Raw genomic sequence first — 22731 nt, 5'->3', positions numbered from 1 at the left:
TCAGGCCCCTGCGGTCGTGGCGGGCTCCCCCGTCGCGAGGAACCGGTCGTAGCCCTCGGCCTCGAGCTGGTCGGCCAGCTCGGGGCCGCCCTGCTCGGCGATCCGTCCGTCGACGAAGACGTGGACGAACTCGGGGGTGATGTAGCGCAGGATCCGCGTGTAGTGCGTGATGAGCAGGACGCCGGCGTCGGTCGTGCCCTTGGCCCGATTGACGCCCTCGGAGACGACGCGCAGGGCGTCGACGTCGAGACCGGAGTCGGTCTCGTCGAGGATGGCGAACTTCGGCTTGAGCAGCTCCATCTGGAGGATCTCGTGGCGCTTCTTCTCGCCGCCCGAGAAGCCCTCGTTGACGTTGCGCTCGGCGAACGCGGGGTCCATGCGCAGCTCGTCCATGGTGCCGCGCACCTCCTTGACCCAGGTGCGCAGCTTGGGCGCCTCGCCGTCGATGGCGGTCTTTGCGGTGCGCAGGAAGTTGCTCACCGTGACGCCGGGGACCTCGACCGGGTACTGCATGGCGAGGAAGAGGCCCGCACGGGCGCGCTCGTCCACGGACATCGAGAGCACGTCCTCGCCGTCGAGGGTGACCTCGCCGGAGGTGACGGTGTACTTCGGGTGGCCGGCGATGGAGTAGGCCAGCGTCGACTTGCCCGAGCCGTTGGGACCCATGATCGCGTGGGTCTCGCCGGAGTTGATGGTGAGGGTGACGCCCTTGAGGATCTCCTTGGGGCCGTCTTCGGTCTCGACGCTGACGTGCAGGTCGGTGATCTGGAGAGTTGCCATGTCGGTGTCTTTCGGTGTGGAGGTCTGTGGGTCAGTCGGCCAGGGCGACGAGGACGTCACCGTCGTCGGTCACCTGGACGGTGTGGACCTTGACGGGGACGGTCGCCGGCAGGCCGGTGGGGCGCCCGGAGATGAGGTCGAAGCGCGAGCCGTGCAGCCAGCACTCGATGGTGCAGCCGTCGACCTCGCCCTCGGAGAGCGAGACCTTGCCGTGCGTGCACTCGTCGTCGATCGCGTGGACGGTGCCGTCCTCGACGCGCACGATGGCGAGGAGCCGACCGGAGACGTCCGCCTTGGCGGCCTGCCCCGGCGTCAGCTCGTCGATCCCGCAGACCCGGATGAACTCGGGCTGCGCGCCGGCACTCATGCCCGGCCCCCTTCGAGCTCGATGTCGATCGCCCGCATGACGCGCTCGCTGATCTCGGCGTCGCCGATCCGCTGGACGATGGTGTTGAAGAAGCCGCGCACGACGAGACGACGGGCCTCGTCCTCGGGCACACCGCGCGACTGCAGGTAGAACAGCTGCTGGTCGTCGAAGCGACCGGTCGTCGAGGCGTGACCGGCGCCGACGATCTCGCCGGTCTCGATCTCCAGGTTGGGGACCGAGTCGGCGCGCGCGCCGTCGGTGAGCACGAGGTTGCGGTTGAGCTCGTAGGTCTCGGTGCCCTCGGCCGCGGCGCGGATGAGGACGTCGCCGACCCACACCGTGTGCGCGGTCTCGCCCTGCAGGGCGCCCTTGTACTCGACGTTGCTCGTGCAGTGCGGCGCCTCGTGGTCGACGAAGAGCCGATGCTCGAGGTGCTGGCCGGCGTCGGCGAAATAGACGCCGAAGGCCTCGAAGGAACCGCCGGGCCCGCTGTAGGACGCGTTGGTGTTCAGGCGCACGATGCCTCCACCGATCGTCACGGCGATGTGCCGCACGCTCGCGTCCCGGCCGACGACGACGTCGTGCTGGCCGAGGTGCACGGCCTCGTCGTCCCAGTCCTGGAGGGAGACGATCGTCAGCTGCGAGGAGTCACCGGAGAGCACCGACAGCAGCTCGGTGTAGTCGGCGCTGCCACGGTGCTCGACGACGACCGTGGCCTTCGCGAAGGCCCCGACGCGCACGATGTGGTGGGCACGCACCGGGTCGCCGGGCTCACCGGTGAGGTGGATGCGCACCGGCTCGCCGAGCTCGGCCTCGGCCGGGATGTCGATGACGACGACCGAGTCGCCGCTGGCGGCGACGGCCGCGGCGCGGTCGGCCGGCAGCGGGACGCCCGTGGCCCGGGCCTGCTCCGCCGGGATCTGCGAGCGGGTGACACCCTGCGGCAGGGTGTGCTCGACGCCCAGGGCACCGGTCCCCCCTTCGTCGGAGAAGAGGTCGGTGAGACGCCCGACCGGGGTGAACCGCCAGTCCTCCTCCCGGCCCTGCGGCACGGGGAAGTCGGCGAGGTCCCAGGAGCGGGTCCGCTCGGCGCGGGACTGGTCCGGGACCAGCGTCTCGGCGGAATGGGTGTGGGCCTGCTGGCCCGGGTCAGCCAGAAGGCTCATCAGCCGACGGCTCCTTCCATCTGGAGTTCGATGAGGCGGTTGAGCTCGAGGGCGTACTCCATCGGCAGCTCGCGCGCGATGGGCTCGACGAAGCCACGCACGATCATCGCCATGGCCTCCTCCTCGCTCATGCCGCGCGACATGAGGTAGAAGAGCTGGTCGGCGGAGACCTTGGAGACGGTTGCCTCGTGACCCATCTGCACGTCGTCCTCGCGGACGTCGACGTAGGGGTAGGTGTCGGAGCGGCTGATCGTGTCCACGAGCAGCGCGTCGCAGACGACCGAGGACTTGCTGTTGGTCGCACCCTCGAGCACCTGGACGAGGCCGCGGTAGGAGGTGCGGCCGCCACCGCGGGCCACCGACTTGGAGACGATCGAGCTCGAGGTGTTGGGCGCCGCGTGGACCATCTTGGCGCCGGCGTCCTGGTGCTGGCCCTCACCGGCGAAGGCGATCGACAGCGTCTCGCCCTTGGCGTGCTCACCGAGGAGGAAGCACGCGGGGTACTTCATCGTCACCTTGGAGCCGATGTTGCCGTCGACCCACTCCATCGTCCCGCCCTCGGCGACCGTGGTGCGCTTGGTGACGAGGTTGTAGACGTTGTTGGACCAGTTCTGGATCGTCGTGTAGCGCACGCGGGCGTTCTTCTTCACGACGATCTCGACGACGGCGCTGTGCAGCGAGTCCGTCTTGTAGATCGGGGCGGTGCAGCCCTCGACGTAGTGCACGTAGGAGCCCTCGTCGGCGATGATCAGCGTCCGCTCGAACTGGCCCATGTTCTCGGTGTTGATCCGGAAGTAGGCCTGCAGCGGGATGTCGACGTGGACGCCCGGCGGGACGTAGATGAAGGAGCCGCCGGACCACACCGCGGTGTTCAGCGCGGAGAACTTGTTGTCGCCGGCCGGGATGACGGTGCCGAAGTACTCGCGGAAGAGGTCCTCGTGCTCGCGCAGGCCGGTGTCGGTGTCGACGAAGATGACACCCTTCTCCTCCAGGTCCTCACGGATCTGGTGGTAGACGACCTCGGACTCGTACTGGGCGGCGACGCCCGCGACGAGGCGCTGCTTCTCCGCCTCGGGGATGCCGAGCCGGTCGTACGTGTTCTTGATGTCCTCGGGCAGGTCCTCCCAGGAGGTCGCCTGCTTCTCGGTGGACTTCACGAAGTACTTGATGTTCTGGAAGTCGATGCCGGTGAGGTCGCTGCCCCAGCTGGGCATGGGCTTCTTGTCGAACAGGCGCAGGGACTTCAGGCGCAGGTCGCGCATCCACTGCGGCTCGCCCTTGCGGTCGGAGATGTCGGTGACGACGTCCTCGCCCAGGCCGCGTTTGGCGCTGGACCCGGCCGAGTCGGTGTCCGACCAGCCGAACTCGTAGCGGCCGATGTCCTTCAGTCCTGGGTTGAGCTCTTCGATGTTCGTGCTCATCGGGGGGACCTCTCTGTGTGGGGACGCATCCCCGGGGTGGGGACGAAGGTGGTGCAGACGTGATCGCCCTGGGCCAGGGTGGCCAGGCGTTGGACGTGGACGCCGAGGAGCCGGCTGAAGGCATCCGTCTCGGCCTCGCAGAGCTCGGGGAACTCCGCGGCGACGTGCCGGACCGGGCAGTGACCCTGGCACAGCTGGAGGCCGACGACGACATCGTCGCCGACCGTGCGGGCGCTGGCAGCGTAGCCCTCGGCGCGCAGGGCCGTGACCAGCGCCTCGGTGCGGGCCCGGGGGTCCTCCCCCGCGGCCTCGACCTGGTCCGCGCAGCGCTCCTCGAGCGCGCTGATGCGGTGGTCGGCGAAGTCGCGCACCGCCTGCTCGCCGACGGACTCGCGCAGGAACCGCATCGCGTCGGCGGCCAGGTCGTCGTAGTCGGAGGTGAGGTGCTCGTGACCGACGTCGCCGACGACCCACTCGCGCGCGGGACGTCCGCGGCCGCGCTTGCCGGCGTGCGGCGCACGGCTGGTGACGGCACCCTCCTCGGCGAGCTGGTCGAGGTGGCGGCGCACACCGGTGGCGGTCAGACCGAGGTGGGCGGCGAGGTCGGCGGCCGTGATCGGGCCGCGCTCGCTGATGGTGCTCAGCACGCGATCGCGCGTGCGGGCATCACGACTGGAGGCGTCGGTGTCCGACGGCCTCGCTGCTCGCGATGCAATAACCACACATCCATGTTACGTAATTGGCGTCCCAACACAACAAAGGCATGCCTAACCGTGGAGCGGCGCGCGCGCTGCCTAGACTCGCCTCCCGTGACACGTGCCGTCGTCGTGGAGGACCTGCGCCGCGTCTTCGGTGACCGGGTCGCCGTGGACGGGGCCAGCTGGAGTGCCGCCGCCGGCGAGATCACCTGCGTGCTCGGCCCCAACGGTGCCGGCAAGACGACGACGATCGAGTGCCTCGAGGGCCTGCAGCGGCCGGACTCCGGCACGGTGCGCGTGCTCGGCAGCGACCCCTGGCAGGCCGATGCGGACCACCGGGCGCGCGTGGGCGTCATGCTGCAGGACGGCGGGCTGCCGCAGAGTGTCTCCGCCCACCGGCTCCTCACGCACCTCGCCCGGCTCTACCGGACCACCTGCGTCGACGAGCTCGTCGACCGGCTCGACATCGCCCCCTTCGCCACGACGCCCGTGCGGCGACTGAGCGGTGGGCAGCGCCAGCGCGTCGCCCTCGCGGCCGCACTCGTCGGCTCCCCTGCCGTCGCCTTCCTCGACGAGCCGACCGCCGGGCTCGACCCACACGCGCGCCTGGACGTCTGGGACCTCGTGCGCGAGCGACGCGAAGGGGGGATGGCGCTCGTCGTCACGACGCACGGCTTCGACGAGGCAGAGCGCCTCGCCGACCGGATCGTCATCCTCGACCGTGGCCGCGTCGTCGCCGACGGCACGCCGAGCGAGATCGCCGGGGACGGCGGGCTCGAGCACCGGTACTTCGAGCTCACCGGAGGCCGACGTGCCGACTGACCCCTCGCTCCCCACCACGGCGCCCGCCGCGCAGTCGCGGCGCCGACGGGTGATCGCCCAGGCGCGCTTCGAGGCCGCGATCCTCCTGCGCAACGGCGAGCAGCTCCTCGTCGCGCTCGTCCTGCCCGCCATGGCGCTCGTGGCGCTCGTCCTCGCGGGCTACCCGGAGCTGCCCGAGCCGCGCATCGCCACCGTGGCCCCCGGCGTGCTGGCGCTGGCCGTCGTGTCCACGGCCTTCACCGGCCAAGCGATCCAGACGGCCTTCGACCGCCGCTACGGCGTCCTGCGCATGCTGGCGACCACCCCCGTCGGGACCGACGGCCTGCTGCTCGGCAAGGCGGTCGCGATCTGCGCGGTCGCCGCGGTGCAGGTCCTCGTCCTCGGCGTCATCGCCGCCCTCCTCGGGTGGCGTCCCGATCCCCTCGGCCTGGTCGTCACCCCGGTCACCGCAGCCCTCGGTGTGTGGGTCTTCGTCGCCCTCGCGCTCCTGCTCGCCGGGACCCTCCGCGCCGAGGCCGTCCTCGCGGTGGCCAACCTCGTGTGGGTGCTGCTCGCCGGCGTCGGCGGGCTGCTCCTGCCCGGCGACACGATCGGCGGGCTCGACGCGGTCGTGCGCTGGCTCCCCTCCGGCGCCCTGGGCGACGCCTTCCGCGACGCCCTCGCCGAGGGCTCCCTGCCCCTGCTGCCGTGGCTCGTGCTCGTCGTGTGGGGTGCCGCGCTCACGCTGGCCGTGGTGCGCACCTTCCGCTGGCGCGACTGACGGGCCCTCGCCGCCCCTCCTCGCGGACGCCGGGCCCGACGCCGGTGTGGCGCCGGGCACGGCTTACCGTTGCTGGGTGAGCACCGCGCAGACCGCAGCCCCGGCACCGACCGGGGGCACTCCCCCTTCGTCCCACCGGTGGCTGGCGCCGCTGCTGCTCGCCAACCTCGTCGTCGAGGTCGGCATCGTCGTCACCGGCGGGCTCGTCCGGCTCACCGGGTCCGGCCTCGGGTGCCCCACGTGGCCGCAGTGCGTGCCCGGCTCCTACGTGCCCACGGTGGAGCAGGAGGAGGGCATCCACAAGGTCATCGAGTTCGGCAACCGCACCCTCACCGGCCTGCTCGGGTTCGTCGCGCTGGCGCTGCTCATCGCCCTCTACCGCTGGGCGCGGGAGCGCCGCGAGCTCATCACCGGCACCTGGGTCGTCATGGCCGGCATCCTCGCGCAGGCGGTCGTCGGCGGCATCACCGTCCTCACCGGCCTCAACCCGTGGATCGTCGCCTTCCACTTCCTGTGCTCCATGGCGCTGATCGCCGTGTCCGCCTGGCTGTACTGGCGCCACACCCAGCCCGCCGGCAGGACCCGCTCCCTGCTCCACCCCCTGGTCACCCGGCTGCAGCAGGTCCTCGTCGCCGTGGCCGCCGTCGTCCTCGTGCTCGGCACGGTCGTCACCGGCTCGGGCCCGCACTCCGGTGACGCCGACACCCCGGCCCGCACCGGCTTCGACCCGCGGACGATCTCGTGGCTGCACGCCGACGCCGTCATGCTCTTCATCGGCATCTGCGTCGCCGTCTGGCTGGGTGCGAAGCTCACCGAGCGCGCCCCCGGTCCCGCCCGCGCCTGGTGGGTCGTCCTCGTGGTCACCCTCGCCCAGGGCCTCGTCGGCTACGTGCAGTACCTGACCAAGCTCCCCGAGGTCCTCGTCCTCGCCCACATGCTCGGAGCCAGCCTCCTCGTCGTCGCCATCGTCCGCGCCGTCGTCCTCTCCCGCGAGCCCGCGACGGCCGTCCCTGCCTGAGCCTCGCAGCTCGTCATACCTGCGATCGTCCGGCACGCAGGGAGGGGCTTCGCTGGGCCGAAGTCCCTTCGTTCACGAGACATCTCACGTCGGTCCGTCGGACTTCGGCTTGATTCGCTCAGCCCCTCCCCGCGCGCCCTCCTCCCCCCGCCTCACCTCAGCGGATGGCCACGCCGGAGGAGGTGGTTGGAGAGCGCCCACGCACCGGCGGACGAAGGGGTAGGTCGGCGCGAATCAAGCCGAAGTCGAGAACGAGAAGGTCACCACGCGACGACGAAGGACTTCGGCGCAGCGCCGGCCTGCCCCCTCGGGAGCCGGGGCTCAGCCGTCCACGCGGCTCAGGCGAGGCCGGGCAGGGGCAGGTGCACGAGGGGGTCGATCGCGACGCCGAGGAAGAGCAGCGTGACGTAGGTGATCGAGAAGTGGAAGAGGCGCATGGGCTTCAGGACGGCCTGGGAGACGCCCTTGGACGCGGCGGAGAGCAGGCGGTGGGCCTCGGTGACGAAGAGCCCGCCGGAGACGAGCGCGGCGACGAGGTAGACCCAGCCCATGTCGGCGACCGGGATGAGGGCCAAGGAGGTCAGGACCATCGCCCACGAGTAGACGACGATCTGCTTGGCCACGGTCGTCTGCTGCTCGAGCACCGGCAGCATGGGGACGCCGGCGGTGGCGTAGTCGTCGATGAAGCGCATCGAGAGCGGCCAGTAGTGCGGTGGCGTCCAGAAGAAGATCACGAGGAAGAGGATGATCGCCGGCCAGCCGACCTCGTTGGTCACGGCGGACCAGCCGATGAGCGTGGGCATGCACCCGGCGATGCCGCCCCAGACGATGTTCTGCGCGGTCCGGCGCTTGAGGATCATCGTGTAGCCGACCGCGTAGAGCACGATCGCGGCGAGCGAGAGCATCGCCGACAGCGGGTTGACGAGGAGCCACAGCCACGCGGTCGACAGGGCGGTGAGGACGAAGCCGAAGATCATCGCGCCCCGCGGGGTGGCCTCGCCGGTGACGAGCGGGCGGTTCTGGGTCCGCCCCATCTTGGCGTCGATGTCACGGTCGTAGACCATGTTGAAGGTGTTGGCCGCACCGGCGCTGAGGCTGCCGCCGACGAGCGTCAGGACGATGAGCCCGAGCGAGGGGACCCCACGCTCGGCGAGGAACATCACCGGCACGGTCGTGACGAGCAGCAGCTCGATGATCCGCGGCTTCGTCAGGGCGACGTACGCACGCACGGTGCGACGCCACGAGCGGGTCGTCGGCGAGAGCTCGCGCGTCGACTCGAGAGTGGTCACGGACAGCCTTTGACGAAGGGGTGGGACGGGGGGTCGCGCAATGCGCGGACTGCCCTGAGTCTACCCGTGCCGGGGGCGAGGGCGGCCCCCACCCCGTGGATCCGTCGTCCACGGCGCCGCGCACTAGGGTTGGTGGCGAGCACATACGCGCCACCGAAAGAGAGATCCCTCCGTGAGCACGGACACCGGCACCTCCCCCAAGGCCCCCGCGAAGAAGGCGGCCGCCCAGTCGCGCCCCTCGGGCACCACCCGCACGGTCGCCTCGGCCAACCCTGCCGGACCGGCCGGGACCTCCTCCCGCTCCGAGGCACTCCCCCGTCCCCTGGCGAAGAAGGCCGGCTGGAGCGACCTCGACGTCCGCGCCGTCGACACCGGACGCCTCCTGGCCGCCGACGCCGTGCAGGAGTGCGGCAGCGGCCACCCGGGCACCGCGATGAGCCTCTCCCCCGTGGCCTACCTCCTCTACCAGCAGGTCATGACGCACGACCCGTCCGACCCGACGTGGCTCGGTCGCGACCGCTTCGTCCTCTCCGTCGGGCACTCCTCGCTCACCCAGTACGTCCAGCTCTTCCTCTCCGGTTACGGCCTCGAGCTCAGCGACCTGAAGTCCCTGCGCACGTGGGACTCGCTGACGCCCGGCCACCCCGAGGTGCACCACACCCCCGGTGTCGAGATCACGACCGGCCCCCTCGGCTCCGGCCTCGCCTCCGCGACCGGCATGGCGATGGCGCAGCGCCGCCAGCGCGGCCTGCTCGACCCGGACGCCGCGCCGGGGACCTCCCCCTTCGACCACACGATCTGGTGCCTCGCCTCCGACGGCGACATGCAGGAGGGCGTCTCCGCGGAGGCCGGCTCGCTCGCCGGCCACCAGGAGCTCGGCACCCTCAACGTCATCTACGACGCCAACCAGATCTCGATCGAGGACGACACCGACATCGCCTTCAGCGAGGACGTGGGCGCGCGCTACCGCGCCTACGGCTGGGAGGTCATCGACGTCGACTGGCGCCGCAGCGGTGACGGCAACGCGTACGTCGAGGACATCGACGCGCTGCTCGCCGCCTGCACGCAGGCGAAGAAGAACACCAAGGCCCCCACGCTGATCGTCCTGCACACGATCATCGCCTGGCCCGCCCCGACCAAGCAGGACACCGGGGCCTCGCACGGCTCGGCCCTCGGCGAGGACGAGGTCGCGGCGACCAAGGAGCTGCTCGGTTTCGACCCGAAGAAGTCCTTCGCCGTCGAGAAGGACGTGCTCGCCCACGCCCGTGAGGTCAAGAAGCGCGGCAGGGCCGCCCACAAGGACTGGGACAAGGGCTTCGCCACGTGGCGCAAGACCAACCCGGAGCGCGCTGCCCTGCTCGAGCGCCTGCAGGCCGGGGAGCTGCCGGCCGGGCTGGACCAGGCGCTGCCGACCTTCGACGCCTCCGACAAGGGGATGGCGACCCGTGCCGCGTCCGGCAAGGTCCTCACCGCCCTCGCCGACGTCATGCCGGAGCTGTGGGGCGGCTCCGCCGACCTCGCGGGCTCCAACAACACGACGATGGACGGCGAGCCCTCCTTCGTGCCCAGGAGCAAGCAGACCGACACGTGGAAGGGCGACCAGTACGGCCGCACCCTCCACTTCGGCATCCGCGAGCACGGCATGGGCATGGCGATGAACGGCATCGCCCTCGAGGGCCTCACCCGGGTCTACGGCGGCACCTTCCTCGTCTTCTCCGACTACATGCGCCCCGCGGTCCGCCTCGCCGCGCTGCAGCAGCTGCCGGTCACCTACGTGTGGACCCACGACTCCATCGGCCTCGGCGAGGACGGCCCGACGCACCAGCCGATCGAGCACCTCGCCGCGCTGCGCGCCATCCCGGGTCTGGACGTCGTGCGCCCGGGCGACGCCAACGAGGTGAGCGTCTGCTGGGGCGAGGTCCTGAGGAACCGCACCACCGCGGCCCTCGCCCTCTCCCGCCAGGGCACCCCGGTCGTCGACCGCGGCGAGTACGCGGCGGCGAAGGGAGCGGCCAAGGGCGCCTACGTCCTCGCCGAGTCGAGCACGGACACGCCCGACGTCGTCCTCGTCGCCACCGGCACCGAGGTCGCCGTCGCGTTGGCTGCACGCGCGACGCTCGAGAAGGCCGGGACCGGCACCCGCGTCGTCTCCATGCCGTGCCGCGAGTGGTTCGACCGCCAGTCCACCTCGTACAAGAACAAGGTCCTGCCGCCCGCCGTCCGGGCCCGCGTGTCCGTCGAGGCCGCGACCACCTTCGGCTGGCGCGAGGTCGTCGGCGACGCCGGCGAGTGCGTCGGCATCGACCACTTCGGCGCCTCCGCGGACGCGGCCACCCTGTACGAGAAGTTCGGCATCACGCCGGCGGCCGTCGTCAAGGCCGCCAAGGCATCCATCAAGAACGCGAAGGGATGATCGACATGGCAGAGCAGCTCCCCACCGCACCCGCCCCCGTCGCCGCGCTGCGCGCGGCCGGTGTCTCCGTCTGGCTCGACGACCTCAGCCGGGAGCGGCTGCGCTCGGGCAACCTCCAGCAGCTCATCGACACCAAGGGCATCGTCGGCGTCACGACCAACCCCTCGATCTTCCAGGCCGCCCTCGCCGAGGGCGAGGCCTACACCGAGCAGCTCTCGGACCTCGCCGCGCAGGGCAAGGACGTCGACGAGGTCGTCTTCGCACTGACCACCGACGACGTGCGCGAGGCGTGCGACCTCTTCGCCCCGATCTTCGAGGCGACCGACGGCGTCGACGGTCGCGTCTCCATCGAGGTCGACCCGCGGCTGGCGCAGGACGCGGAGCAGACCGCGGTCGTCGCCCGTCAGCTGTCCGACGCCGTCGACCGCCCGCAGGTCTACATCAAGATCCCGGCGACCGAGGCCGGCCTGCCGGCGATCACGCAGACGCTCGCCGCGGGCATCAGCGTCAACGTCACCCTGATCTTCAGCCTCGAGCGCTACCGCGCGGTGATGAACGCCTTCGTCGAGGGGATCGAGCAGGCGCTCGCCGCCGGCAAGGACATCTCGAGGATCCACTCGGTCGCCTCCTTCTTCGTCTCCCGCGTCGACACCGAGGTCGACGCCCGGCTCGAGGCGATCGGCAGCGACGAGGCGCTCGCCCTGCGCGGCAAGGCTGGCGTCGCCAACGCCCGCCTCGCGTACCAGGCCTACGAGGAGGTCTTCTCGACGCCCCGCTGGCAGCGCCTGCAGGGCGAAGGGGGGCGCCCCCAGCGTCCGCTGTGGGCCTCCACGGGCGTCAAGAACCCCGACTACCCCGACACGCTCTACGTCACCGAGCTCGTCGCGGCCAACACGGTCAACACGATGCCGGAGAAGACGCTCGACGCGACGATCGACCACGGTGAGATCACCGGTGACCAGGTCACCGACCGGTACGCCGAGGCCGCCGAGGTGCTCGACGCGCTCGACCGCCTCGGGATCAGCTACACCGCGGTCACCGACCAGCTCGAGACCGAGGGCGTCGACAAGTTCGAGAAGGCGTGGGGCGAGCTGCTCGACGGTGTCCGCGCAGAGCTGGACAAGGTGGCCTCGAGGTGACCAGCCTCTCCGTGGCCGCGTCCGGCGCGGCGGCGGAGGCCGTCGCCGCGCACGTCCCGACCCTCGTCGATGACCGCGTCGCGAGCCGGATCTTCGCGCAGGACCCCACCCTGTGGGGCCCGACCGCCGAGGAGGAGGCCGCCAAGCGGCTGTCCTGGGTCGGGCTCGGTCGCACCTCGCGCCACCTGGTGGGCGAGATCGCGGCCCTGCGCGACGACCTGCGCGAGCAGGGTGTCGACCGCGTCGTCCTGTGCGGCATGGGCGGCAGCTCGCTCGCCCCGGAGGTCATCTGCGCCACCGCCGGCGTGCCGCTCGTCGTCCTCGACTCCAGCCACCCGGACGTCGTGCGGGCCGCCGTGAGCGACCTCGAGCGGACGGTCGTCGTCGTCTCGAGCAAGTCCGGCTCCACCGTCGAGACCGACAGCCAGCGCCGGGTCTTCGAGCAGGCCTTCGCCGACGCCGGCATCGATGCCGCCCGCCGGATCATCGTGGTCACCGACCCCGGGAGCCCGCTCGAGGAGGACGCGCGCGCCAAGGGCCAGCGCGTCGTCACCGCCGACCCCGCCGTCGGCGGGCGCTACTCGGCGCTCACCGCCTTCGGCCTCGTGCCCTCCGGCCTGGCCGGCGCCGACGTCGAGGCCCTCCTCGACGACGCCGAGTCGGTCGCCGACCTGCTCGCCGAGGACGACGAGGCCAACCCCGCGCTCCGTCTCGGCGCCGCGATGGGCGGGACCTCCCCCCTTCGCGACAAGCTCTACCTCGTCGACCACGGCACTGCCGCCAAGGGACTCGGTGACTGGGCCGAGCAGCTCATCGCCGAGTCCACCGGCAAGGAGGGCAAGGGGCTGCTGCCCGTCGTCCTCGACGCGCCCGGCCGGTCCTCCGCGCCCGACGACGCGACGGTCGTGCGACTGGTGCCCGAGGACGGCGACGAGAGCGCTCCCGGCGCCGTCTCGAGCGTCGACGTCGGCGGCTCGCTGGGTGCACAGTTCCTCCTGTGGGAGACCGCCACGGCGGTCGCCGGGCGACTGCTCGGGATCAACCCCTTCGACCAGCCCGACGTCGAGAGTGCCAAGCAGGCCGCCCGCGACCTGATGGCCGGTGACGGTGCGACCGCGTCCACCCCGGACGCCGTCGATGGCAACGTGACGATCAGCCACCACGGCGGGGACTGGCTCGGGGACGCCGCGACGCTCGAGGACGCGGTCAGCGCGCTCCTCGCGCAGCTCGACCCCGAGCACGGCTACGTGGCCGTCATGGCCTATCTCGACCGCGACCGCAGGGCACCCTTCGCCGGGGTGACCGATGCCCTGGCCGAGCGGGTCCAGCGACCGGTGACCTTCGGGTGGGGACCACGGTTCCTGCACTCCACCGGCCAGTACCACAAGGGTGGACCCGCCACCGGTGTCTACATCCAGGTCACCGACGAGCCGCGCGCGGACCTGGCGGTACCTGGACGCGACTTCACCCTCGGCGAGTTCATCGCGGCGCAGGCGGGCGGCGATGCGCAGGTGCTCGGCGAGCACGGACGGCCGGTCCTCGTGCTGCACGTCGACGACCCGGCGTCGGACCGTCTGACCCGGATCGGTGCCGCCCTGATGGGCGGCCGGGCATGAGCCCCGCGCGCGTCACCGCCGACTCCAACCCCCTGCGGGACCCTCGGGACAAGCGGCTGCCGCGCATCGCCGGTCCGTGCAGCCTCGTCCTCTTCGGGGTCACCGGGGACCTCGCCCGCAAGAAGCTCATGCCGGCGATCTACGACCTCGCCAACCGGGGGCTGCTGCCGCCGGGCTTCTCGCTCGTGGGCTTCGCCCGACGTGACTGGGCCGACCAGGACTTCGGCAAGGTCGTCTACGACGCGGTGCGCGAGCACGCGCGCACCCCCTTCCGCGAGGAGGTCTGGCGCAGCCTGTCCGAGGGCTTCCGCTTCGTGCCGGGCACCTTCGACGACGACGCGGCCTTCGACCTGCTGGCCCAGACCGTGCGCGAGCTCGACGAGCAGCGCGGCACGGGTGGCAACCACGCGTTCTACCTGTCGATCCCTCCGGGTTTCTTCTCCACGGTCTGCGAGCAGCTCCAGCGGTCCGGGCTGGCGGCGCAGACCGAGGACTCGTGGCGTCGGGTCGTCATCGAGAAGCCCTTCGGGCACGACCTGGAGAGCGCGCAGGAGCTCAACAGGATCGTCGAGGCGGTCTTCCCGCCGGACTCGATCTTCCGGATCGACCACTACCTCGGCAAGGAGACGGTCCAGAACCTCCTGGCGCTGCGCTTCGCCAACCAGATGTTCGAGCCGGTGTGGAACAGCCACTACGTCGACCACGTGCAGATCACCATGGCCGAGGACATCGGCATCGGTGGCCGCGCCGGGTACTACGACGGGATCGGCGCCGCCCGCGACGTCATCCAGAACCACCTGCTGCAGCTCCTCGCGCTCACCGCCATGGAGGAGCCGACGAGCTTCAAGGCTGGGGCCCTGCGCACCGAGAAGGAGAAGATCCTCGAGGCCGTCCGCGTCCCCGAGGACCTCGCCGGCGGCACGGTCCGCGGCCAGTACGCCGCCGGGTGGCAGGGCGGGACGAAGGTCATCGGCTACCTCGAGGAGGACGGGGTCGCCGCAGGCTCCGCGACCGAGACCTACGCCGCCATGCGCCTCGACGTCGACACGCGGCGCTGGGCGGGCGTGCCCTTCTACCTGCGCACCGGCAAGCGGCTCGGGCGCCGGGTCACGGAGATCGCGGTCGTCTTCAAGCGCGCGCCGCACCTGCCCTTCACCGACACGGAGACCGAGGAGCTCGGGCAGAACGCCGTCGTGATCCGGGTGCAGCCCGACGAAGGGGTGACGATGCGCTTCGGCGCCAAGGTCCCGGGCAACCAGATGGAGGTGCGCGACGTGACGATGGACTTCGGCTACGGCCGGGCCTTCACCGAGTCCAGCCCCGAGGCCTACGAGCGGCTCATCCTCGACGTCCTGCTCGGCGACCCGCCGCTCTTCCCCCGGCACGAGGAGGTCGAGCTCTCGTGGCGGATCCTCGACCCGATCGAGCGCTTCTGGAGCTCGCAGGAGGGCGGCGTCGAGCAGTATGCGGCCGGCACCTGGGGCCCGGCCGCCGCCGACGAGATGATGCAGCGTGACGGACGCACCTGGAGGATGCCGTGATCGTCGACCTGCCCAACGCCAGCACGTCCCAGATCAGCCACCGGCTCGTCGAGATCCGTGAGGACGTCGGGGCGATGGCCCTCAGCCGCGTCCTCACCCTCGTGATCGTCGTCGGCGAGGACGAGGCCGAGGACGCCCTGGCGGTCGCCAACGCCGCGAGCCACCAGCACCCGGCCCGCATCGTCTGCGTCATCCTCGCCAACGCCCGCGGCAAGGCGCGCCTCGACGCGCAGATCCGCGTCGGCGGCGATGCCGGTGCCTCCGAGGTCGTCGTCCTGCGGCTGTACGGGGAGCTCATCGGCCATGCCCGCAGCGTCGTAACGCCCTTGCTCCTGCCCGACTCCCCCGTCGTCGCGTGGTGGCCCCACGACGCGCCCAAGGACCCCGGCGGCGACCCCGTGGGCGCGATGGCCCAGCGACGGATCACGGACTGCGCCGTCGCGGACAACCCCGGCGCGATGCTGCGGCGGCTGGGCAAGGCCTACCGCCCCGGCGACACCGACCTGGCGTGGAGCCGGATCACCCTCTGGCGCGGGCTGCTGGCCACGGCCCTGGACCGAGCACCCTTCGAGTCGGTCACCGCGGCCACCGTCGTCGGCGGCGCGGACTCCCCCTCGGCCGACCTGCTGGCGGCATGGCTGCGCCACAGCCTGCGGTGCCCGGTCAGCCTGGTCCGCTCCCGCGAGGGCTCGGGCATCGTCAGCGTGCGCCTCGAGCGCGCCTCCGGCCCGACCGACCTGGTGCGGCCGCAGCTCGGGGACACCGCGACGCTCGACCAGCCCGACCAGCCGCAGCGGGCGATCGCCCTGGCCCCGCGCTCCGATGCCGAGTGCCTCGCCGACGAGCTGAGCCGCCTCGACCCCGACGACGTCTACGCGGACGCGCTCATCTCGGGGCTGCCGAAGATCACCCGGCGGCGCACCACCATGACCGACGCGGTCCGGGCCGGCGAGGTCCCCTCGCCGAGCGAGGCCCGTCAGGAGGTCGAGCGACTCACCAAGGAGTCGAGCAAGATCATCCGCAACGCGATGGTCGAGGCCGCCCCCGAGGACGCCAGCAGCTCGACCGAGGCCGTGCGGACCGCTGTACGCGACCGGTTGCGCACCGAGGACGAGGCGTGACCGGGGCGGCCCCCTTCGTCCTCGTCCACCCGGGCGCGCAGGACCTCGCCGCGATGACCGCGAGCCGTCTGCTCGTGGCCCTGCAGGACGCCATCACGGCACGCGGGCGGGCGGACATCGCCCTCACCGGCGGGTCCATGGGGTCGGCGGTCGTCGCCGCGCTCGCCGAGCACCCGGCCCGCCACGCCGTCGACTGGGACGCGGTCCACGTCTGGTGGGGCGACGAGCGCTACCTGCCCGCCGGTGACGCCGAGCGCAACGACACCCAGAACGACGCCGCCGGGCTGACCGGCCTGGGGCTGCGGGCGGAGCACGTCCACCGCCTCGCCGGCCCCGAGGCCTCCGGCTCGCCGGAGGAAGCGGCCGCGGCCTACGAGCGGACGCTGCGCGAGGACGGCAGCGGCAGCTGGGACATCGTCCTGCTCGGCGTCGGTCCGGACGGGCACGTGGCCTCCCTCTTCCCCGGCCACCCGGCCCAGCTGCTCTCCGACACGCTCGTCGTCGCGGTCCACGACTCCCCCAAGCCGCCGCCGACGCGGGTGTCGATCACGCTCGAGTGCCTCGGCAACTCACGTGAGGTGTGGTTCGTCGTCGCCGGTGCGGACAAGGCCGAGGCGGTGGCGAAGGGGGTCGGCGGCGCCCCGGCGCAGGAGAGCACCGCCGCCCGGCTGCGCGGCCTGGAGCGGACCCTGTGGTTGGTGGACGAGGCCGCAGTCAGCGGATGAGGCCGCGGTCGCGCAGCTCGCCGAGGCGCTCCTCGAGGATCGCCTCGCCCTCGCTGTCGGAGCGGCGCTCCTTCACGTAGGCCAGGTGGGTCTTGTAGACCTCGGCCGTGGGCGGGGCGGGCGGGTTGTCCTTGTCCCGGCCGGCAGGCAGCCCGCAGCGCGTGCACTCCCACTGCTCCGGGATCTCGACGCTCTCGTCGAGGGAGAAGGACGGGGTCACCTCGTGCCCCCTGGAGCACCAGTACGTGACGAACGCGCGCGGTGCCGCGTCACCCCGCTCGGCCTCTCCCATGGGTCCGGCGCCGATGCGGCTGCCACGGATAGCGTTTCCACCTGCCATGTCGAAGCTCCTAGGGGTGTGCGGGACGCGGTCAGGCGTCGAAGCGGTCGATGAGTCCGATCCCGACGACGGCCGTGAACCAGATGAGCCCGACGATGACCGTGAACCTCGAGAGGTTGCGCTCGGCGACCGATGAGCTGCCCAGGGAGGCGGACATGCCGCCACCGAACATGTCGGACATGCCGCCGCCCTTCCCCTTGTGCATGAGGATGAGCAGGGTGAGGATCAGGCCGGTGATCACGAGGATCACCTGCAGTCCGATGCGGACGGCGTTCACGCGATCAGGTCCTTGTCGGTCGGGTCAGTCGGTGGGGAGCCGCCGCGGCGGCAGCGCCCGCGTCAGGATACCCCGGTTGCCCGGTCCACCCGCGCTCCGGGCGCCGCCGACACGCTCAGGCGGTGAGGTGCTGCTGGTAGCGGCAGATGGCCGCGAACTCCTCGGGCTGGAGGGAGGCGCCGCCGACGAGCGCCCCGTCGACGTCGCCGCCGGCCATGATCGAGGCGATGTTGCCGGACTTGACCGAGCCGCCGTAGAGGACGCGGACGCCGTCGGCGACCTCCGGCGAGTAGAGCTCGCCGAGCTTGCCGCGGATGGCCTCGCAGACCTCCTGGGCGTCCTCGGGCGTCGCGACCTCGCCGGTGCCGATGGCCCAGACCGGCTCGTAGGCGACGACGACGCTCGCGGCCTGCTCCGGCGTGATCCCGGCGAGGCTGCCCTCGACCTGGGCGAGGACGTGGGCGACGTGCTCGCCGGCCTGCCGCACCTCGAGCCCCTCGCCGACGCAGACGATCGGGACGAGACCGTGGCGGAAGGCCGCGGCGGCCTTGCTCGCGACGACGGTGTCGTCCTCGTCGTGCCCGTCGCGCCGCTCGCTGTGGCCCACGACGACGTAGCTGCACCCGAGCCTGGCGAGGAAGGCACCGGAGATGTCGCCGGTGAAGGCGCCGGAGTCGTGCGGGCTGAGGTCCTGGGCGCCGTAGCGCAGGGCGAGACGGTCGCCCTCGACGAGCGTCTGGACCGAGCGCAGGTCCGTGAAGGGGGGCAGGACGACGACCTCGACCTGCGAGACGTCGTGCTTGGCGTCGCGCAGGGTCCAGTCGAGCTTCTGCACGAGGTGGGTGCCCTGCAGGTGGTCGAGGTTCATCTTCCAGTTGCCCGCCATGAGCGGGGTGCGCGCGCCGGCCATGTCAGGCCCCCTGCCCGTCGAAGACCGCGAGACCGGGCAGCTCCTTGCCCTCGAGGTACTCGAGGCTGGCACCGCCACCGGTGCTGATGTGACCGAAGTCGCTGTCGGCGAAGCCGAGCTGGCGCACGGCGGCCGCGGAATCGCCGCCACCGACGACGGTGAGAGCGCCCCCCTTCGTCGCCTCGACGAGCGCGGCCGCGACCGCGCGGGTGCCGGCCGCGTACGGGGCCATCTCGAAGGCGCCCATCGGGCCGTTCCAGAAGACCGTCCGGCAGTCGGCCAACCGGTCCGCGAAGACCTCGGCGGAGTCGGGGCCGATGTCCAGACCCATCCGGTCGGCCGGGATCGCGTCGGCGGCGACGACCTCGTGGTCGGCGTCCGCGGAGAACGCGGTGGCCGCGACCACGTCGGTGGGCAGGACGATCTCGACCCCGTCGCGCTCGGCGCGCTCGAGGTACTCCCTGACCGTGCCGAGCTGGTCCTCCTCGAGCAGGCTCGTGCCGACCTCGTGGCCCTGCGCCTTGAGGAAGGTGAAGACCATGCCGCCCCCGATGAGGAGGCGGTCGGCGGTGCCCAGGAGGTTGTCGATGACGCCGAGCTTGTCGCTCACCTTGGCACCACCCAGCACGACGGCATAGGGCCGCTCGGGCTCGCTCGTGAGCCGTCGCAGGACGTCGACCTCGGTCTGGACGAGGCCCCCCATGGCCGCCGGCAGACGGGTCGCGATGTCGTACACCGAGGCCTGCGCGCGGTGCACCACGCCGAAGCCGTCGGAGACGTACGCGTCGGCCAGCTCGGCGAGGCGGTCGGCGAAGGCGCCCCGCTCGGCCGCGTCCTTGCTCGTCTCGCCCGGGTTGAAGCGCAGGTTCTCCAGGAGGGCGACCTGCCCGTCCTCCAGGCCGGCGACGACCGACCGCGCCGACTCCCCCACCGTGTCCGTGGCGAAGGCGACGTCCGCACCGAGCAGCTCGCCCAGGCGGGTGGCCACGGGGGCCAACGAGTACTGCGCGTCCGGGGCACCCTTGGGCCGGCCCAGGTGGGCGGTGACGACGACCCGGGCGCCGGCCTCGACGAGCCGGGTGATCGTGGGGAGCGAGGCCCGGATCCGGCCGTCGTCGGTGATCGACGTCCCGTCGATCGGGACGTTGAGGTCGGAGCGGACGAGGACGCGCTTGCCGCGCAGGTCCCCGAGGTCGGCGAGGGTCTTCACAGGTGCCTTTCGGTGGGGGTCCGTCAGTGCGGTCAGAGGGAGGCGCCGACGTGGACCACGAGGTCGACGAGGCGGTTGGAGTAGCCCCACTCGTTGTCGTACCAGCCGACGACCTTGACCTGGTTGCCGATGACCTTGGTCAGGCCGGAGTCGAAGATACAGCTCGCCGGGTCCGTCTCGATGTCCTTGGAGACGATCGGGTCCTCCGTGTAGACGAGCTTGCCGACGAGCGGGCCCTCGGTGGCCGCCGCGCGCATGATCGCGTTGACCTCCTCGACAGTGGTCTCGCGGCCCGCCTCGAAGGTCAGGTCGGTGGCGGAGCCGGTCGGGACGGGGACGCGAAGGGCGTACCCGTCGAGCCTGCCCTTCAGCTCGGGCAGCACGAGCGCGACCGCCTTGGCCGCGCCGGTGGACGTCGGCACGATGTTGAGCCCCGCGGCACGGGCCCGACGCAGGTCCTTGTGCGGGCCGTCCTGGAGGTTCTGGTCGGCCGTGTAGGCGTGGATCGTCGTCATCAGGCCCTTGGTGATACCGAGCGAGTCGTGCAGCACCTTGGCCATGGGCGCGAGGCAGTTGGTCGTGCAGGAGGCGTTGGAGATGATCGTGTGCTTCGCCCCGTCGTACAGGTCGTCGTTGACGCCCATGACGACGGTGATGTCCTCGTTCTTCGCGGGAGCCGAGATGATCACCTTCTTCGCACCGGCGTCGACGTGGGCCCGGGCCGCGGTCGCGTCGGTGAAGAATCCCGTGGACTCGATGACGACGTCGACCCCGAGGTCGCCCCAGGGCAGCTTGGCCGGGTCGCGCTCGGCGAGCGAGGTGATCAGGCGGCCGTCGACCTCGATACCGCCCTCGACGACCTGCACGTCACCGTCGAAGCGTCCGAGGATGGAGTCGTAGCGCAGCAGGTGGGCCTGGGTGGCGTCGTCCCCCAGGTCGTTGAACGCGACGACCTCGACGTCGGCCCCTGAGGCCCTGACGGCGCGGAAGAAGTTGCGGCCGATGCGGCCGAAGCCGTTGATGCCAACTCGAACAGTCACAGTGGGTGCCTCCAGAGAGAGATTCCACGAGCGCCGCGGACGCGGCTCCTGGTCCCTCACACCCTATGGCCTGCGTCACCCCCGGCGTCGAGCCGGGTCACCCGTCGAGCATGTCCGAGGTGAGCGTCGCCTCGGTGCCGGGGATGCCCTCGTCGTCAGCCCGCTTGTCGGCCATCGCGAGGAGACGCCGGATGCGTCCGGCCACGGCGTCCTTGGTCATCGGGGGCTCGGCCCGCTGGCCCAGCTCCTCGAGCGAGGCCTCCTTGTGCTCGAGGCGCAGCTGGCCGGCCTCGCGCAGGTGGTCCGGGATGTCGTCCCCGAGGATCTCCAGGGCACGCTGCACCCTGGCCCCGGCGGCGACCGCGGCGCGGGCCGAACGACGCAGGTTGGCGTCGTCGAAGTTGGCCAGTCGGTTGGCGGTGGCCCGCACCTCGCGGCGCATGCGGCGCTCCTCCCACGCCATCATCGCGTCGTGGGCACCCAGACGGGTCAGCATGGCCGAGATGGCGTCGCCGTCGCGGATGACGACGCGGTCGACCCCGCGGACCTCGCGGGCCTTGGACTGGATGCCGAGGCGTCGGGCGGCACCGACGAGGGCCAGGGCCGCCTCCGGCCCCGGGCAGGTGATCTCCATCGAGGAGCTGCGGCCCGGCTCGGTGAGGGAGCCGTGGGCGAGGAAGGCACCGCGCCACGCCGACTCGGCGTCGCAGACCGACCCGCCGACGACCCGGGGCGGCAGACCGCGGACGGGACGGCCGTCGGCGTCCACGAGCCCGGTCTGGCGCGCGAGGGCCGGGCCGTCAGCCCCGACCTTGACGACGTAGCGGCTGCCCTTGCGCAGCCCGCCGGCGGCGATCACGGTCAGCTCGGAGGGGTAGCCGTAGAGCTCGGCGATGTTCTTGCGCAGACGTCGCGCCGTCTGGGCGGTGTCGACCTCGGCCTCGACGACGATCTGGCGGCTGACGATGTGCAGCCCCCCGGCGAATCGGAGCAGGCTGGCCACCTCTGCCTTGCGGCAGCAGGTCTTGGTCACCTCGAAACGGCTCAGCTCGTCCTTGACCTTGTCGGTCATCGCCATGTGTGGGTTCCTTCCCGGTTGTCGGCCGTGCGGGTCGCGCGCGCGCGCTTACGAGAGGATGTCACGATAGGCGGCCGCGAGACGCAGCGCATCGTGCTGCCCCGGACGATCCTGCTGGGCGAGCGGCATGGCGACCAGCTCCGCGCCCAGCATGCCGCAGGCCCACTCGAGGCGACTGCGGTCCTCGATCGTCCAGGGGTCGGCGAGCACGACGTCGAAGCGCAGGTCCGGCGCCATCGCGTGGAGCGTGCGGATGTGCTGCGTCGCGGAGAACCCCCGCGTCTCGGCGGTGTGCATCTCGAGGTTGAGCGTCAGGATCTTGGTCGCGGTCGTGCGGGTCAGCGCGTCCCGCAGGTCCGGCACGAGCAGGTGGGTCAGCACGGAGGTGTACCAGGAACCCGGCCCGAGGACGATGTGGTCGGCCGCGTCGACGGCCTCCACCGACTCGGGGCGGGCCGGTGGGTTGTCCGGCACGAGGGAGATCGACTCGACGAGACCGCGGGTGCGCGCGATCTCGACCTGTCCGCGCACCTCCTTCGTGGCCGTCGGCGCCGCCGGGTCCAGACCGCTGACGCGGGCGACGAGATCGAGCGGCACGGCGGCCATCGGCAGCACGCGTCCGCGCGAGGACAGCAGCCGCCCCACGAGGTCGAGCCCGGTCACCGGGTCCTCGTGCAGCTGCCAGAGCGCCACGATGAGCAGGTTGCCCAGGGCGTGCCCGGCGAGATCCCCCTCACCGGTGAACCGGTGCTGGAGCACGTCGCTCCACGTCTGGCCCCACTCGCTGTCGTCGCACAGCGCGGTGAGCGCCATCCGCAGGTCGCCCGGCGGCAGCACGTCGAAGTCCGTACGCAGGCGACCCGACGAGCCGCCGTTGTCGGCAACCGTGACGATGGCCGTCACCTGCTCGCACACGAGGCGAAGGGCGGACAGGCTGGCGGCGAGCCCGTGGCCACCGCCGAGGGCGACCACCTTGGCCGAGCGGAGGGCGTCGACCACG

General features: G+C 71.8%; 22 protein-coding genes. 9 read left to right on the top strand and 13 right to left on the bottom strand.

Annotated features, from left to right (window positions below; genetic code table 11):
• The 5 genes from sufC to JT1_RS04690 are packed head-to-tail and all read right to left on the bottom strand — an operon-like array spanning nt 1 to nt 4381.
• The gene (gene sufC, locus JT1_RS04710; protein WP_068323850.1) at nt 1–780 is read right to left on the bottom strand and encodes a Fe-S cluster assembly ATPase SufC; all 780 of its coding nucleotides are present in this window, start codon (nt 778–780) and stop codon (nt 1–3) included.
• Nucleotides 781–811: 31 nt separating this feature from the next.
• Nucleotides 812–1147 carry a non-heme iron oxygenase ferredoxin subunit gene (locus tag JT1_RS04705; protein WP_068323847.1) on the bottom strand — a complete coding sequence of 112 codons (336 nt, stop codon included), beginning with the start codon at nt 1145–1147 and terminating at the stop codon, nt 812–814.
• The gene (sufD, locus tag JT1_RS04700) at nt 1144–2313 is read right to left on the bottom strand and encodes a Fe-S cluster assembly protein SufD (protein WP_068323841.1); all 1170 of its coding nucleotides are present in this window, start codon (nt 2311–2313) and stop codon (nt 1144–1146) included. The genes JT1_RS04705 and sufD overlap by 4 nt, the downstream gene beginning before the upstream one ends.
• Nucleotides 2313–3734 (bottom strand): Fe-S cluster assembly protein SufB, encoded by a 1422-nt coding sequence (sufB, locus tag JT1_RS04695; RefSeq protein WP_068323838.1) that lies wholly within the window; start codon nt 3732–3734, stop codon nt 2313–2315. The genes sufD and sufB overlap by 1 nt, the downstream gene beginning before the upstream one ends.
• Entirely contained in the window at nt 3731–4381 is a 651-nt protein-coding gene (locus JT1_RS04690; protein ID WP_245634669.1) for a helix-turn-helix transcriptional regulator, read from the bottom strand. The genes sufB and JT1_RS04690 overlap by 4 nt, the downstream gene beginning before the upstream one ends.
• 162 nt (nt 4382–4543) lie before the next feature.
• Between JT1_RS04690 and JT1_RS04685 the strand changes: the two genes are divergently transcribed.
• The 3 genes from JT1_RS04685 (at nt 4544) to JT1_RS04675 (ending at nt 7032) form a co-directional block, all read left to right on the top strand.
• Nucleotides 4544–5254 carry an ABC transporter ATP-binding protein gene (locus tag JT1_RS04685; protein WP_068323832.1) on the top strand — a complete coding sequence of 237 codons (711 nt, stop codon included), beginning with the start codon at nt 4544–4546 and terminating at the stop codon, nt 5252–5254.
• The gene (locus tag JT1_RS04680) at nt 5244–6014 is read left to right on the top strand and encodes an ABC transporter permease (RefSeq protein ID WP_068323829.1); all 771 of its coding nucleotides are present in this window, start codon (nt 5244–5246) and stop codon (nt 6012–6014) included. Before JT1_RS04685 ends, JT1_RS04680 begins: the two co-directional genes overlap by 11 nt.
• Nucleotides 6015–6090: 76 nt before the next feature.
• Nucleotides 6091–7032 (top strand): COX15/CtaA family protein, encoded by a 942-nt coding sequence (locus JT1_RS04675; RefSeq protein ID WP_082807473.1) that lies wholly within the window; start codon nt 6091–6093, stop codon nt 7030–7032.
• Nucleotides 7033–7370: 338 nt separating this feature from the next.
• Here JT1_RS04675 and JT1_RS04670 read toward each other — a convergent pair whose 3' ends face one another.
• The gene (locus tag JT1_RS04670) at nt 7371–8321 is read right to left on the bottom strand and encodes a heme o synthase (RefSeq protein ID WP_068323824.1); all 951 of its coding nucleotides are present in this window, start codon (nt 8319–8321) and stop codon (nt 7371–7373) included.
• 322 nt (nt 8322–8643) lie between these two features.
• On the opposite strand from JT1_RS04670, the gene tkt reads away from it, so the two are divergent.
• Genes tkt through pgl form a run of 6 tightly spaced genes read left to right on the top strand, consistent with a single transcriptional unit; the run spans nt 8644 to nt 16876 of the window.
• Complete coding sequence (gene tkt / locus JT1_RS04665) at nt 8644–10734, top strand: transketolase (protein WP_068323937.1); 2091 nt, start codon at nt 8644–8646, stop codon at nt 10732–10734.
• Nucleotides 10731–11873 (top strand): transaldolase, encoded by a 1143-nt coding sequence (gene tal, locus JT1_RS04660; RefSeq protein ID WP_068323822.1) that lies wholly within the window; start codon nt 10731–10733, stop codon nt 11871–11873. The genes tkt and tal overlap by 4 nt, the downstream gene beginning before the upstream one ends.
• A complete protein-coding gene (locus JT1_RS04655) occupies nt 11870–13489 on the top strand; it encodes a glucose-6-phosphate isomerase (RefSeq protein WP_068323819.1) in 1620 nt (539 codons plus the stop codon). The genes tal and JT1_RS04655 overlap by 4 nt, the downstream gene beginning before the upstream one ends.
• Nucleotides 13486–15030 (top strand): glucose-6-phosphate dehydrogenase, encoded by a 1545-nt coding sequence (gene zwf, locus JT1_RS04650; protein WP_068323816.1) that lies wholly within the window; start codon nt 13486–13488, stop codon nt 15028–15030. Before JT1_RS04655 ends, zwf begins: the two co-directional genes overlap by 4 nt.
• Nucleotides 15027–16151, top strand: coding sequence for a glucose-6-phosphate dehydrogenase assembly protein OpcA (locus tag JT1_RS18235; protein ID WP_068323813.1), 1125 nt, complete (start codon nt 15027–15029; stop codon nt 16149–16151). The genes zwf and JT1_RS18235 overlap by 4 nt, the downstream gene beginning before the upstream one ends.
• Nucleotides 16148–16876, top strand: a complete 729-nt coding sequence (gene pgl / locus JT1_RS18230; RefSeq protein ID WP_068323812.1) for a 6-phosphogluconolactonase — start codon at nt 16148–16150, stop codon at nt 16874–16876. Before JT1_RS18235 ends, pgl begins: the two co-directional genes overlap by 4 nt.
• Here pgl and JT1_RS04635 read toward each other — a convergent pair.
• The 7 genes from JT1_RS04635 to JT1_RS04605 form a co-directional block, all read right to left on the bottom strand.
• Complete coding sequence (locus JT1_RS04635; RefSeq protein ID WP_082807470.1) at nt 16866–17216, bottom strand: RNA polymerase-binding protein RbpA; 351 nt, start codon at nt 17214–17216, stop codon at nt 16866–16868. The two genes, pgl and JT1_RS04635, sit on opposite strands and share 11 nt — an antisense overlap.
• Nucleotides 17217–17247: 31 nt before the next feature.
• Nucleotides 17248–17493, bottom strand: coding sequence for a preprotein translocase subunit SecG (secG, locus tag JT1_RS04630; protein ID WP_068323809.1), 246 nt, complete (start codon nt 17491–17493; stop codon nt 17248–17250).
• Nucleotides 17494–17608: 115 nt separating this feature from the next.
• A complete protein-coding gene (gene tpiA / locus JT1_RS04625) occupies nt 17609–18403 on the bottom strand; it encodes a triose-phosphate isomerase (RefSeq protein ID WP_068323806.1) in 795 nt (264 codons plus the stop codon).
• Between the two features lies 1 nt (nt 18404).
• Nucleotides 18405–19613 (bottom strand): phosphoglycerate kinase, encoded by a 1209-nt coding sequence (locus JT1_RS04620; RefSeq protein WP_068323803.1) that lies wholly within the window; start codon nt 19611–19613, stop codon nt 18405–18407.
• Nucleotides 19614–19645: 32 nt separating this feature from the next.
• A complete protein-coding gene (gene gap / locus JT1_RS04615; RefSeq protein ID WP_068323795.1) occupies nt 19646–20653 on the bottom strand; it encodes a type I glyceraldehyde-3-phosphate dehydrogenase in 1008 nt (335 codons plus the stop codon).
• 97 nt (nt 20654–20750) lie between these two features.
• Nucleotides 20751–21731 (bottom strand): DNA-binding protein WhiA, encoded by a 981-nt coding sequence (gene whiA, locus JT1_RS04610; RefSeq protein ID WP_068323792.1) that lies wholly within the window; start codon nt 21729–21731, stop codon nt 20751–20753.
• Nucleotides 21732–21779: 48 nt separating this feature from the next.
• Entirely contained in the window at nt 21780–22730 is a 951-nt protein-coding gene (locus JT1_RS04605) for a gluconeogenesis factor YvcK family protein (RefSeq protein WP_068323789.1), read from the bottom strand.
• Nucleotide 22731 lies beyond the last annotated feature (1 nt).

Source organism: Janibacter terrae NBRC 107853 (assembly GCF_001591405.1).
Lineage (GTDB): Bacteria > Actinomycetota > Actinomycetes > Actinomycetales > Dermatophilaceae > Janibacter > Janibacter terrae.
Note: the sequence above shows the minus strand (reverse complement) of the source record. Positions and strands in the feature narration are given on the sequence as shown.

Excerpts from the sequence above, each read along its gene's own strand:
- JT1_RS04635 (WP_082807470.1), bottom strand. The coding sequence starts at position 17,216 with ATGGCAGGTGGAAACGCTATCCGTGGCAGCCGCATCGGCGCCGGACCC.
- JT1_RS04705 (WP_068323847.1), bottom strand. The coding sequence starts at position 1,147 with ATGAGTGCCGGCGCGCAGCCCGAGTTCATCCGGGTCTGCGGGATCGAC.
- tal (WP_068323822.1), top strand. The coding sequence starts at position 10,731 with ATGATCGACATGGCAGAGCAGCTCCCCACCGCACCCGCCCCCGTCGCC.
- tpiA (WP_068323806.1), bottom strand. The coding sequence starts at position 18,403 with ATGGCCGGCGCGCGCACCCCGCTCATGGCGGGCAACTGGAAGATGAAC.
- sufC (WP_068323850.1), bottom strand. The coding sequence starts at position 780 with ATGGCAACTCTCCAGATCACCGACCTGCACGTCAGCGTCGAGACCGAA.
- zwf (WP_068323816.1), top strand. The coding sequence starts at position 13,486 with ATGAGCCCCGCGCGCGTCACCGCCGACTCCAACCCCCTGCGGGACCCT.
- whiA (WP_068323792.1), bottom strand. The coding sequence starts at position 21,731 with ATGGCGATGACCGACAAGGTCAAGGACGAGCTGAGCCGTTTCGAGGTG.
- sufB (WP_068323838.1), bottom strand. The coding sequence starts at position 3,734 with ATGAGCACGAACATCGAAGAGCTCAACCCAGGACTGAAGGACATCGGC.
- sufD (WP_068323841.1), bottom strand. The coding sequence starts at position 2,313 with ATGAGCCTTCTGGCTGACCCGGGCCAGCAGGCCCACACCCATTCCGCC.